At 47.5% G+C, this 12,841-nt stretch carries 12 protein-coding genes, 2 pseudogenes and 1 riboswitch; of the genes and pseudogenes, 13 read left to right on the forward strand and 1 reads right to left on the reverse strand.

The features are described from left to right. Nucleotides 1-192: 192 nt before the first annotated feature. From PAV_RS12850 to PAV_RS12865, 4 genes and pseudogenes are all read left to right on the forward strand, one after another. Nucleotides 193-429 carry a DUF4227 family protein gene (locus tag PAV_RS12850; protein WP_005546789.1) on the forward strand — a complete coding sequence of 79 codons (237 nt, stop codon included), beginning with the start codon at nt 193-195 and terminating at the stop codon, nt 427-429. Between the two features lie 163 nt (nt 430-592). Then, nucleotides 593-1,473: pseudogene (locus PAV_RS12855) on the forward strand (tyrosine recombinase). 63 nt (nt 1,474-1,536) lie between these two features. Then, a complete protein-coding gene (locus tag PAV_RS12860) occupies nt 1,537-2,727 on the forward strand; it encodes a phosphopentomutase (RefSeq protein ID WP_005546792.1) in 1,191 nt (396 codons plus the stop codon). Nucleotides 2,728-2,781: 54 nt separating this feature from the next. Then, nucleotides 2,782-3,609 carry a purine-nucleoside phosphorylase gene (locus PAV_RS12865; protein WP_005546794.1) on the forward strand — a complete coding sequence of 276 codons (828 nt, stop codon included), beginning with the start codon at nt 2,782-2,784 and terminating at the stop codon, nt 3,607-3,609. On the opposite strand, the gene PAV_RS12870 is transcribed toward PAV_RS12865, so the two are convergent. Continuing rightward, complete coding sequence (locus tag PAV_RS12870) at nt 3,602-4,192, reverse strand: hypothetical protein (protein ID WP_157266797.1); 591 nt, start codon at nt 4,190-4,192, stop codon at nt 3,602-3,604. The two genes, PAV_RS12865 and PAV_RS12870, sit on opposite strands and share 8 nt — an antisense overlap. 348 nt (nt 4,193-4,540) lie before the next feature. Here PAV_RS12870 and PAV_RS12875 point away from each other — a divergent pair, with 348 nt between their 5' ends. The 9 genes and pseudogenes from PAV_RS12875 (at nt 4,541) to PAV_RS12915 (ending at nt 12,497) form a co-directional block, all read left to right on the forward strand. Continuing rightward, entirely contained in the window at nt 4,541-5,824 is a 1,284-nt protein-coding gene (locus PAV_RS12875; protein WP_005546799.1) for a D-alanyl-D-alanine carboxypeptidase family protein, read from the forward strand. A gap of 39 nt (nt 5,825-5,863) precedes the next feature. Continuing rightward, a complete protein-coding gene (spoIIAA, locus tag PAV_RS12880; protein WP_005546801.1) occupies nt 5,864-6,217 on the forward strand; it encodes an anti-sigma F factor antagonist in 354 nt (117 codons plus the stop codon). Beyond that, nucleotides 6,214-6,669 carry an anti-sigma F factor gene (spoIIAB, locus tag PAV_RS12885; protein ID WP_005546803.1) on the forward strand — a complete coding sequence of 152 codons (456 nt, stop codon included), beginning with the start codon at nt 6,214-6,216 and terminating at the stop codon, nt 6,667-6,669. Before spoIIAA ends, spoIIAB begins: the two co-directional genes overlap by 4 nt. A gap of 11 nt (nt 6,670-6,680) precedes the next feature. Next, nucleotides 6,681-7,436, forward strand: a complete 756-nt coding sequence (gene sigF / locus PAV_RS12890) for an RNA polymerase sporulation sigma factor SigF (RefSeq protein WP_005546805.1) — start codon at nt 6,681-6,683, stop codon at nt 7,434-7,436. 100 nt (nt 7,437-7,536) lie between these two features. Further along, a complete protein-coding gene (locus PAV_RS12895) occupies nt 7,537-8,187 on the forward strand; it encodes a stage V sporulation protein AA (protein WP_005546810.1) in 651 nt (216 codons plus the stop codon). Further along, nucleotides 8,180-8,617, forward strand: a complete 438-nt coding sequence (locus tag PAV_RS12900) for a stage V sporulation protein AB (protein ID WP_005546811.1) — start codon at nt 8,180-8,182, stop codon at nt 8,615-8,617. Before PAV_RS12895 ends, PAV_RS12900 begins: the two co-directional genes overlap by 8 nt. A gap of 127 nt (nt 8,618-8,744) precedes the next feature. Beyond that, nucleotides 8,745-10,347, forward strand: a pseudogene (locus PAV_RS12905) (spore germination protein). Nucleotides 10,348-10,530: 183 nt separating this feature from the next. Then, the gene (gene lysA / locus PAV_RS12910; protein WP_040735830.1) at nt 10,531-11,862 is read left to right on the forward strand and encodes a diaminopimelate decarboxylase; all 1,332 of its coding nucleotides are present in this window, start codon (nt 10,531-10,533) and stop codon (nt 11,860-11,862) included. A gap of 197 nt (nt 11,863-12,059) precedes the next feature. Further along, nucleotides 12,060-12,497 carry a peptidylprolyl isomerase gene (locus PAV_RS12915; RefSeq protein ID WP_005546816.1) on the forward strand — a complete coding sequence of 146 codons (438 nt, stop codon included), beginning with the start codon at nt 12,060-12,062 and terminating at the stop codon, nt 12,495-12,497. A 167-nt stretch (nt 12,498-12,664) separates the two neighbouring features. Further along, a riboswitch (FMN riboswitch) is annotated at nt 12,665-12,824 on the forward strand. The last annotated feature ends 17 nt before the right edge of the window (nt 12,825-12,841 follow it).

Genomic DNA, 12,841 nt, shown 5'->3' on the forward strand with positions numbered 1-12,841 from the left:
AATTCGATGCGGTTTGGCAGATCATTTGCAGGATGAATGGAATGCCATGTTGTATCGTATGAGACTAATATAGAACGGTGAAATAATCTATCCACAAAATTCATTCCTTGAATTGAGATGACCCGCATATCCGAGGGCCTGGCATCATATGTTACAGGAGAATGATTTAGCCCATCGGAAGGGGAGAACACAATGATCGTGCCATTGCGAGCCCTATTAAGACGAATTAAGTTTATGGCATTATTTCTCATGATGACCTACGCGGTTGCTTATTTTATGGGGGCAATCAGTGATTGGATTTATCCAGTGGACAAGTATCGTGAGCCGCATGGCAAGGCTGTAAAGGTGTTTCGGTGGGAAGATGAATTGGATAGAGAGCATATGACTTTTACAGAACGGCTGCGTGTGTACTACTGGTTGGGCGAGTAGGGAAATGTTTGTGCAGGGAAGGATTTCGCATGAAAGCTGTGGAAGTAGTGTAGGATTGGTTGCTTATAACAGTGATAACAGCCAGTGAAAGTCGCAAGTTAAGGAGTATAGTTCGATGGCAAGCTTACTAGAACAGCAAGTGGAAGCATATCGCAATTATTTAATGAACGAACGGCGGGTATCCTTGAATACGCAGGAAGCCTATATACGCGATATTGAGATGTTCATTGCAGCGGTTGGCGAAGGCGTGAATAGGGTCGATGAGATTCGTTCTTACCATGTTAATCAATATATGTATCAATTGAAGCGGGACGGTAGGGCGGCTTCGAGCATAGCACGCATTGCGGCCTCATTACGTTCCTTTTTTCATTTTTGTATCCACGAAGGGAGCCTGAAGCAGGATCCATCTTATGAAGTGGAGCGGCCGAAGACATCGACGAAGGCCCCTGAGATTTTGTCCCTATCGGACACAGAACGGCTTCTGTCATTACCAGACGATCGTTCGCCGTTAGGCATTCGGGATCGAGCGATGCTTGAGACTTTGTATGCGACTGGAGTTCGGGTATCGGAGCTCATGTCGCTCAACGTGGAGGATGTCCAGCCGAAGCTTGGGTTTCTTCGCTGCATGAGCGGCAAGGAGCGTGTTGTACCATTAGGGCAAGTCGCTGCGGAAGCCTTAGATCGATACTTGAACGAGTCAAGACCACAATTTATCTCCTCATCCTCGCTTGTTGGGGAAGTAGAGTATGGAGAGCAATCGGCTCTGTTCGTTAATGTGCGCGGTCAACGGATGTCACGGCAAGGCTTCTGGAAAATGGTCAAAAATATGCGGAACATCTGGAACTACCCTTTCCGATTACGCCTCATACTCTGCGACATTCCTTTGCCGTTCATCTGTTATCAAATGGTGCCGATGTTCGGGCTGTGCAAGAAATGCTTGGCCATGCCGATCCGGCCACAACACAGCGATATGTGGAATATATGAAGAAGTCCAGCATGAAGGAAGTCTATACATTTGCCCACCCGAGAGCGAAGAAGAAGTAACGAGAGTATGGTTCAAATCTCCTTAACATAATCTAAGATGAAGAATGAGAAGGAGTGGTAACCGTGAATAGAACTAGTAACCGATTTGGTCGTATTGCAGTTATTGTGCTGGATAGTGTCGGCATAGGGGAACTGCCAGATGCTCCGCAATTTGGCGATGCAGGCGCTCATACTTTGGGCCATATCATTGAACACAATCCGAATATAAAACTGCCGAATATACAGCGACTTGGTCTTGGAAATATTGCTGACCTGGGTACCTTGAAGGCTGTTGAACACCCAGAAGGCGTATTTGGCAAAATGGCCGAGATCTCAGTAGGCAAAGATACCATGACAGGTCATTGGGAGCTGATGGGTCTTCGCATCACTACACCGTTCAATACGTATCCAGATGGATTCCCACAGGAACTGATCGAAGCGTTCGAGAAGGAAACAGGACGGAAGGTGCTGGCCAACAAGCCTGCATCCGGGACGGAAATTCTTGAGGAATATGGCGAAGAGCAGATGAAGACGGGATCATGGATCGTTTATACATCTGCGGATAGTGTGTTCCAAATTGCGGCCCACGAGGAGATTATTCCTCTGGATGAGTTATATCGCGCATGTGAGATTGCTCGCAAATTGACGCTTTGCGAACCTCATTCCGTTGGTCGCGTCATTGCACGTCCTTATGTTGGCAAGCCAGGCGCGTATACACGAACGCCGAATCGGCACGATTATGCAATTAAGCCTCCAGCAGATACTGTGCTTAATCTTTTGCAGCAGGCAGGGAAGGACGTAATTGCGGTTGGGAAAATTAACGATATTTTCTCGGGAGAAGGCATAACCGCCTCGTATCCAACCAAGAGTAATTCCCACGGTATTGAAACCACGACCGAATTGCTGGGGCAATCCTTTGAAGGATTGTTGTTCGTCAATTTAGTGGATTTTGATTCCATGTATGGGCATCGCCGGGATCCTGCAGGCTATGCCAAGGCGTTGGAGGAATTTGATGCGGCCCTGCCAGCGATGATGGATAGGATTGGACCGAATGATTTATTAGTCATTACTGCAGATCATGGCAATGATCCCACGCATACAGGGACAGATCATACACGGGAATATGTGCCACTTCTGCTGTATAGTCCATCTTTGCAAGCTGGACAATCGCTTGGTATTCGTACAACCTATGCGGACTTAGGGGCTACAATTGCTGACAATTTCCAAGCGGGATCGCCGCAGGTGGGCACAAGCTTTTTGCATGAACTGAAATAAAGGATTACACGATCCGATACCAATCGGACGATTATGAAGAATGGGGGAGACAAAATGAGCAACACAATGACACACGATCATATTCAAGAGGCAGCGGCTTATATCCAATCCAGAATTAGTGAGACGCCAGAAGTAGGATTGATTTTGGGATCCGGACTAGGGGTACTGGCAGACTTGGTGGAACAGCCTGTTACGATTGCTTACGGGGACATTCCGCATTTCCCTGTATCTACTGTAGAAGGCCATGCTGGTGAGCTTCTGGTCGGCAAAATCGCTGGCCGTACGGTAGCACTGATGAAGGGCCGCTTCCATATGTACGAAGGATACGGCCCTGAGCTGACAGCATTCCCGGTCCGCGTTATGAAGGCAATTGGCGTATCCAAGCTGCTCGTGACGAATGCGGCAGGCGGTATCAATACTTCCTATAAGCCTGGAGACCTTATGCTTATTTCTGATCATTTGAACATGACGGGACGCAATCCGTTGATTGGTGCGAACGACAACCGGCTCGGGGCACGATTCCCAGATATGTCTCAGGCATACAGCCCGAAGCTTCGCCAGAAGGCGAAGGAAGTTGCAGCCTCACAGGGCGTTGAACTGCAGGAAGGCGTCTATGTTGGCTTTCTTGGCCCGAACTACGAAACGCCTGCGGAAATCCGCATGCTCCGTATACTAGGTGGCGACGCTGTAGGGATGTCTACAGTATCAGAAGTGATCGTTGCACAGCATGCAGGTATGGAAGTGCTCGGTATTTCCTGTATTAGTAACATGGCGGCAGGAATCCTTGATCAGCCGTTGTCGCACGCTGAAGTTATGGAGACAGCAGAGCTCGTCCGCGATAAGTTCCTCAAGCTTGTTATTGGGATTATCCCTGTTATGTAAGTAAGACATTTGTATGTGAAAAGGCCGCTGCATGGCTGTCCATCGATCGGGCAGTACAGCGGCTTTTTCTTATGGTTCCAGCAATATAAAATGAGCGAGTCCATTCGAAGAAGGCAATTGTATAACGTTTCAATTCGATGAGCTGATCGGTTACATAAGAATATAAAAAATGATAATACCAAATAAAATACTCCTCGAAGGAAGTTTCTGTAGCGAATAGGGAAGCGTGATACGCTTGAACCAGCATAGAACGATAACCCTCGAACAGGTTGATCATATCCGCCGTAATAAGATTGGCAATGCGATGCAGTGCTTGATATTCCTCGTTGTTCAGTACAGGTATCATCAGCTTGCCGTTCTTCCACAAAGTCTCTTGCTGAATTCGATTCGCTTTAAGCTTTATTAGTGATACGATATCATTCCCAATTGGGATGCTAAGCTGGTAGAGCTGCTGCCCCGACTCATGTGCGATGACCGGAAATGTCGGAACATATCGCTCCTCTTCTTTTTTGATGAGACCTTCACTGTAGAGCAAATCGATGCTATTTTTCCACTGTACCTGTGAAATAGAGATCTCTCTCATTAGCTGTTCCTCTGAATAGCCCAGATACAGCCCGATACAGATGCGATCAAGGTTATTCTTAGTAAAATCAAAATCCGGGAAATTCGAACCCCGCGAGATCATTTTGTGTTCAAATTGTGACTATAGCATGATATCATCCTTTCTCGTTGTGTACTGCATTTCACTTCATATGCTATAAATTTGTTTTCCAATTTTTTCTACTTTCACAAGAGAATCCTTCCAAGTTCTGCTCTATCTTTCGGTAAGAGTGGAATATTTTGCTTCTGAAAGGTAACACTGGATAGAAAGTGCATCCTGCGCATGTAATGCACTCAGGATGTACGCTATTTAGATAGGAGGGGACAATCTGTGAACAAATGGCTGTGTGCTAGTCTTAGCCTTTTATTCGCTGCCGCTTGTATATTGCCTGCTACGGCGAACGCATCTTATGCACGAGCAGACTTGCCGCCTTGGACGAATTCGGAAACGCCAAGCCAAGCAACATCCTCTGCTGCGCCGGAAGCCCAATTGGCGGATAACGCGCGCTCAGCGGTGCTTATGGATGCGGAAACAGGAACGGTGATCTTCGAGAAAAATAGTCACGATAAGCTTCCACCAGCAAGCATTACGAAAATTATGACGATGCTGCTTGTCATGGAAGCGATTGACAAAGGCAAGCTGAAGATGACGGACAAGGTGGCGACAAGCGAGTACGCTGCGTCTATGGGTGGATCGCAAATCTTTCTTGAGCCGGGCGAAGAAATGACGGTCGAAGAAATGATGAAGGGAATCGCAATGGCTTCAGGCAATGATGCATCGGTTGCAATGGCTGAGAAGATTGGCGGTTCCGAAAAAGCGTTCGTACAGATGATGAACGATAAGGCTGCAGAGCTTGGCATGAAGGATACTCATTTTGTGAATTGCAATGGCCTCCCTGCTGAGAATCATTATACGTCAGCGCATGATATTGCCTTGATGTCGCAAGCATTGTTGAAATATCCGAATGTTACCAAATTTACAGGTGCATATGAGGATTATTTGCGGCAGAACACCAGCAAGAAATTTTGGCTTGTCAATACGAACAAACTTGTACGGTTCTACCAAGGCGCCGATGGATTGAAAACAGGATTTACTTCAGAAGCGCGTTATTGCTTGTCAGCTACAGCAAAGCGGGACAATATGCGTGTTATTGCCGTTGTGCTTGGCGAACCGAATACAAAGACACGCAATGCAGAAGTCACTCAAATGTTCGATTACGCCTTCGCTCAATATACGAATGTTCCGCTGCTGAAAAGCGGTGATCGTATAGGAGACATTCGCGTTGAAAAAGGCATGGTCGAAAAAATAGAATTGAAGGCTCAGCGTCCATACCATGTGCTGCTCAAAAAAGGCGAGGGCACGGACAATCTGCGCTTTGAGCTTGACGGTCCGAAATCGGTTAAGGCTCCGGTGAAGGCAGGTCAGTCGCTTGGGAAACTTGTCGTATATCAAGGGGATAAGGTCGTTCGCGAATATCCTGTCGAATCTGCGGAGGAAATTGCGAAAGCTGGTTGGTGGACGCTCTTCAAGCGTACGTGCGGCAAGTTGTTTTTGTCAATTAAAGACGGGCAGCTTCTAGTTTTGTCGGCAGGCAGGAATTGGTTATCCAATTGACGAACTGTATCGGCATCATGGGGAGGAGAGTGAGGCGCCATGAATCTGCAGGTGGAATTGGAACACCAGCGCAACGTATTAATTACCCGTCTGAGTGGGGAACTGGATCATCATACGGCAGAGCTCGTACGGATTCAGCTCGACGAAGCAATTCAACGAAAGCAAGTGAACCATGTCGTGCTAAGCCTTCGTGATTTGACGTTTATGGACAGCTCAGGATTAGGTGTCATTTTAGGAAGATACAAGCAGATCAAGGGACGAGGCGGAAAAATGGCGGTGTGCGATATGAATCCGGCAGTGCGACGTCTGTTCGAATTGTCTGGCTTGTTTAAAATTGTGCATGTTTACGATAATGAGCGCAAAGCGCTTAATGGGTTGGAGGTCGTATCATGAGTGTACAATCAGACACGAACGTAATGACGCTGCAATTTTCCAGTCGTTCCGAAAATGAGGCATTTGCCCGTGTGGCTGTGGCGGCATTTGTATCCCAGCTTGACCCGACAATGGACGAGCTGACGGATTTGAAGACGGTAATCTCTGAGGCAGTAACGAATTGTATCATCCATGGTTATGACAATGACCCTACAGGTATGGTTACGATTTCAGCCTCTATTACAGGAGAAGAAATCACGCTTACGATCTCAGACAATGGACGAGGCATAGAGGATCTTGAGCTGGCAAGACAGCCGCTGTATACGTCTAAGCCGGATATGGAACGCTCTGGCATGGGCTTCACGATCATGGAGAACTTCATGGATGAATGCGAAGTAACTACCGAGCTGGGCGTCGGAACGAGCATCCGCATGAAAAAGCGGATTGAATCGAAAAAAGCGCTCTATAATTAGGGGTTGAAGCCATGGAAGCTGATTTGAAGCAGTCGTCGCCCAATTATTTGGATGACGCGGAAGTGAAGCGTCTGATTGCGCTTAGTCAGACAGGTGACTCATTAGCAAGGGAAACACTTGTCAATTGCAACATTCGCCTTGTCTGGTCCGTCGTTCAGCGCTTTATGAATCGAGGATATGATCCGGATGATCTATTCCAGATTGGTTGCATCGGATTGCTGAAATCTGTTGATAAATTCGATTTGTCTTATGATGTGAAGTTCTCGACCTACGCGGTGCCGATGATTATCGGTGAAATTCAACGCTTTTTGCGTGATGATGGAACCCTTAAGGTAAGCCGTTCCTTGAAAGAGATGGCGAACAAGGTGCGCAAAACGAAGGATGAGCTGTCCAAGCGTCTTAATCGCCTTCCGACAATTAAGGAAGTTGCTGCCGAGCTTGGGGTATCACCGGAGGATGTTGTATTTGCACAAGAGGCGAACAAGCCGCCTACCTCTATCCATGAGACGGTGTTTGAAAATGACGGTGATCCGATTACGCTCATGGATCAAATTGCAGACGATACACAGGAAAAGTGGTTCGATAAGCTGGCGCTGAATGAGGCGATTGAAGGCTTGAGCGAACGAGAGCAGCTTATTGTGTACTTGCGGTATTATCGGGATCAGACACAATCAGAGGTTGCGAGCCGGCTCGGAATATCCCAGGTGCAGGTATCGCGGCTTGAAAAGAAAATATTGCAATCCATCAAGGCTCAGATAGCGCAATGAGCAGATGGGAGTTAAGCATTGAACCGCAGGGAATGTCCCTGCGGTTTTTTTGCTGTCCATTCATCCATACTAACGCTATGGAGGAAGGAGGGGGATCGATATGGCGACTGTGGATGGGATTCCAGAATCCGGAAGCACCTGCTACATCCGGCTGCGTAAGCAATCTTCAGTAAAGCCCGGGCATCCGATAAGATTGCAGGATGTAGCGGAAGTAATTGCAGATGACGCTTGGCATGCAAAATTAAAGGAGATTGTACTGAAGGATCCAAAACCAAGCGATGGCAATGTAGTTTTGATTGATATGATGCAAATCACTAGGTTGATTAAAGCTATATACCCGAAAATGACAATTGAATGCTTTGGCCAGCCACATACGCTTGTAGAGGTTGCTGCAACCGTGAAAAAGCCGAACGTGGCCTTGATTGTCCTCGTTTGGCTGCTGCTGTTCTTTGGTTCAGGTCTCGCCATCATGAACTTTCACGCCGATGTAAGCATGCTTCCAGTACATAAACGGATTGTCGAGCTGCTTACAGGCCGTAAGGATGCGAATCCTTTTTGGTTTCAAGCGTGCTACTCAATCGGGATAGGGTTGGGAATGGTCGTATTTTTCAATCATTTCTTCCGGAAAAAGTTCAATGAGGAACCGACGCCGCTTGAAGTAGAGATGTTCCTTTACCAAGAAAATTTGAACCAATACATGATTACTGAGGAGTACAAGCGTTTGCGCAAGGAGGATTTGAAGCGTGAGTGATTCATGGATGTATGGTCTCGCGCAGCTGCTCGCGTCCTTTGCGGGTTTAGCTGGAGGGATTACGGTCGGCGGTGCAATGGTCGCTTTATTTGTCGTACTGGACATGCTCCCTCGTCTTGCTCAGCTGACGCGTTCCTTCCATTGCTCATATTGGTTTGAGTATGCAATCATTGCGGGTACGCTGTTCTTTACCGTAACAGATTTGTGGAATATCTCCTTTTATTATGCAGGATGGTTCTCCCCATTCATTGGACTTTTGGACGGGGTATTCGTTGGGCTGCTGGCGGCAGCACTTACGGAAGTGTTAAATGTATTTCCAATACTGGCGAAGCGGCTGGGGATGACTTTTGTGCTCCCTCACCTGCTTACTGCCATGGTTATCGGGAAGGTTGTTGGTTCTTGGCTTGATTGTTTTAAATACCCGCATTGAATGAGCGAATATCAGCAGCCGAGCGCTGTGCACAACATTACCACATTAACGAAGGAGGAGATTGCCGATGACAGAGCAACGTTCAGAACAAGAGGAGTCTAATAGGGACACATTTCCGCCTTCTGATATGAGTTCAGGCCAAGAGCATGCCAAGGAGAAGGATGATCAGAAGCACGCCTCATCTCAGGATAAGATAACGGAGAAGAAGAAGCAGAACGAAAAGTCCGATACGATTGAGGAATCCATCATCTATTGGCAGAACAAGGATGAAGTATCAAAAAAGCTGGACGAAACGAAGAAAACTCTCCAGCGGGTAGTCGGGCTTGGAGAGTCGTTTGATATCATTTTGCGTGAAATGGTCTTTGGTGAGCGCCGTGTAGGCTTGTTTTATTTGAACGGATTCGCCAAGGAAGAGGTCATGACTTTAATCCTGTCCCGCATGTCGTATTTAGACAAGGAAGAAATAACGCCGAATGCCCTCAAATCCTTGTTCGAGCGCTACATTCCCCACCTGCAAGTAGAGCGGGAGAATAAACTAAGCAGTATCATTAATAAGGTGCTGGCTGGTAGCAGTGCGTTCTTTATTGATCATGAATCAACCGCGATTATTGTGGATTGCAAATCCTTTCCGGTGCGAGGTCTGGAAGAACCGTCGCTCGAACGCGTTGTACGGGGTGCTCGCGATGGATTCGGTGAAACGCTGCTTACGAATGTGACCTTAGTGCGTCGACGTGTACGCGACCCAGGGCTCATGTACGAAATGGTGCAGGTTGGCCGCCGTACCCGTACAGATGTGTGCATTGCCTATATCGATGATATTGCAGACAAGCGTCAAGTGGAGTCGGTTCGTAATAAAATAAAAGCGGTGAATCTCGATGGTCTTCCTCATGCCGATAAGCAGTTGGAAGAAGCGATTATCAATAAGTTTTGGAACCCGTACCCGTTAGTGCGGTATTCCGAGCGACCGGATGTCGTAGCTTCCCACCTATTGGACGGCAGTATCGTTATATTTGTCGATACTTCGCCATCTGTTATTATTTTGCCGACGACGTTTTTCGACCTATGTCAGCATGCAGAAGAAAATCGACAAACCGCATTTATGGGAACCTATTTGCGGAGTGTACGCTTCATCGGGATTTTTGCGTCACTATTCATTCTCCCTCTGTGGCTGCTGCTTGTTATAGAAACCCGGCCTGAAACCTGCCGCTATGCAAATAATTGGACCGCAGGAGACAGGGAAGATACCGCTCATCTTTCAGTTCCTCATCGCAGAGCTTGGGGTCGATTTGATGCGAATGGCAGCCGTGCATACACCGTCTCCTCTAGCCATCGCGTTAGGCTTGCTGGCCGCGATCCTTGTAGGGGATATTGCAGTAAAGACTGGGGTTTTCGTCAATGAGGTCATTTTGTATATGGCAGTTGCTGCTGTAGGGATGTTCGCGACACCGAGCTATGAATTGGGGCTGGCCAACCGTATCGTTCGGCTCGTACTGCTCATTGCTGTTGCTCTGTTCAGGGTCCCAGGACTTGTCATCGGGACAACGGTATGGCTGTTATGGCTTACCTTGCATCGCTCATACAATGCTTCATATTTATGGCCGTTTATTCCGTTCAACGCCAAGGCGATGTACAATATTCTCATTCGCCAGCCGTTTATGCTGGTGAAGACTCGCCCGAGCTTGAATCAGACGCGAGATAATACAAAGATGCCGCCTAGAACGAAGCGATAGCATCTGTGCTTGAAGGCAATGTGTTTGTCCCTTGACAACCTTTATAATGCAAATGATGGACGGAAAAATCCATTCTTTCGTGATCGAATATGCTGATATACTCGATGTAATATTTTGGCCAACAATTGGAACAGCATAAGGGGATAGACATAGAAGATCGAGTGGGAGTGGGGAGAAATGACAATGTACTTACACGGAACGAGCAGGATTAATGGGGACGGACATTTGGAAATAGGCGGTTGTGATGTTACCGAATTGAAGCATAGATTTGGTACTCCGCTATACATTTTTGACGAAGCATTAGTCAGAGAACGCTGTGCACAATACATGGATGCATTTCGTGAGTCAGGGTTGACCTTCCAAGTAGCCTATGCAAGCAAGGCATTTTGTACAACAGCAATGTGCCGCTTAGTTGATCAAGAAGGACTATCCCTTGATGTTGTATCTGGGGGGGAACTGTTCACGGCAATGCGGGCCGGATTCCCTGCACACCGCATACACTTCCATGGCAATAATAAGACGCCTGATGAAATTGAAATGGCGCTTGACGCTCGCATCGGCTGCTTCGTAGTTGATAACTTTACCGAGCTGAAGCTGCTCAACGCAATCTGCCAGGAACGCAATCAGTCAGTACCTGTGCTGCTTCGTGTTACTCCGGGTGTCGAAGCGCACACTCATGAATACATTTCTACTGGCCAGACGGATTCTAAATTTGGCTTTGATATCGGGAATGGGACTGCACTCGATGCTGTACGCCAGGCAGCGGATGCGACACACTTGGAGCTGCTTGGCATCCACTCTCATATCGGTTCTCAAATTTTTGAGACAGAAGGCTTTCAAATGGCGGTTGAGCGCGTAGCGCAATTTGCACGTAGGGTAATGGAGCAGCTTGCGATCACATTCCGCGTCGTGAACTTAGGCGGAGGGTTTGGTATTCGCTACGTGGAAGGCGACACGCCTTTACATGTCCGTGAATATGTGAAGGCAATTACTGATGCGGTGAAGCAGCACTTTGCCGGTGTAGCGGAGAGCCTGCCTGAAATCTGGGTTGAGCCAGGCCGCAGCATTGTTGGAGAAGCGGGAACAACTTTATATACTATCGGCTCCGTGAAGGATATTCCTGGTGTGCGCAAATTTGTCGCTGTAGACGGCGGCATGACGGATAATCCTCGTCCTGCATTGTATGAGTCGCGTTATGAGTCTCTGCTTGCCAATCGAGCAACATGCGAGTCCACCGAAACGGTATCTATTGCAGGAAAATGCTGTGAGAGCGGAGATATGCTGATTTGGGATACTGTGCTGCCTGCGGTTCAGCAGGGCGATTTGCTTGCCGTATCCTGTACAGGTGCCTATAACTATTCGATGGCAAGCAACTATAATCGGATTCCAAGACCTGCAGTCGTGTTCGTCTGCAATGGGGAAGCAGATATTGTGGTGCGCCGTGAAACGCATGAAGATATCGTACGCAATGACTGCATTCCGGCACGCATGAGCAAGGAGCCGATGCTGAAATAACGTTTCATTGCATGGTTGTATGTGCAATTTGCATGCGGTTGAATGTACAATGAATAAGGTAGAAGTCATACACCCGAGTACCTGTATTGTCGTATACAACGATAAGACAGAAATCGGGTGTTTTCTTTTTGCTTGAAAATAACGTATAATCGGATGAGCAAGCGTGAGCATTGTACATATGGAAGGAGATAATAAATATGAGCAAATATGCAGTGATTGAATTAGAAAAAGGCGGTACGGTAAAAATTCTGCTTCATGAGCAAGATGCGCCTGGTACTGTTGCAAACTTTGAGAAGCTATCTACCGAAGGGTTCTATAACGGTTTGACATTCCACCGCGTTATTCCTGGCTTCGTAGCGCAAGGCGGATGCCCGCACGGAACAGGTACAGGCGGCCCAGGCTACACAATCAAATGTGAAACAAAAGGCAATCCGCACAAGCATGAGCGCGGTGTGCTTGCAATGGCACATGCTGGAAAGGACACAGGCGGTTCCCAGTTCTATATCACTTACGACGCATTCCCTCACTTGGACGGCGTTCATACGGTATTCGGTAAAGTGGTTGAAGGCATGGAGCTTATGGATGCTGTAAAGCAAGGCGACAAAATGAAGCAAGTAACAATCGTTGAAGAATAGAAGAGCATGAAAGGAGACGTGTGTACGGCGGGGCTGTATGCACGTCTTTTTTGCTGCTCACTGTTCGCTTAAGCAAAGCGGTAAAGCGCCGTAAGTTGCATTTTGCTAAGACAGATGGTACACTTCTAAGTGCATATATTTATACCAAATGAATAGCAATCAAAATGACAGACCTTCAGGGCAGGGTGAAATTCCCGACCGGCGGTGATGAACGGAGACTTGCGTATGCAAGACGTTCTTAGTCCGTGACCCGGGTGGATTCGTCCACACGGTGGATCTGGTGCAACTCCAGGGCCGACAGTATAGTCTGGATGGGAGAAGGGGCGTCAGGAGAGAGGAACTTG

It is taken from the genome of Paenibacillus alvei DSM 29 (genome assembly GCF_000293805.1).
Lineage (GTDB): Bacteria > Bacillota > Bacilli > Paenibacillales > Paenibacillaceae > Paenibacillus_B > Paenibacillus_B alvei.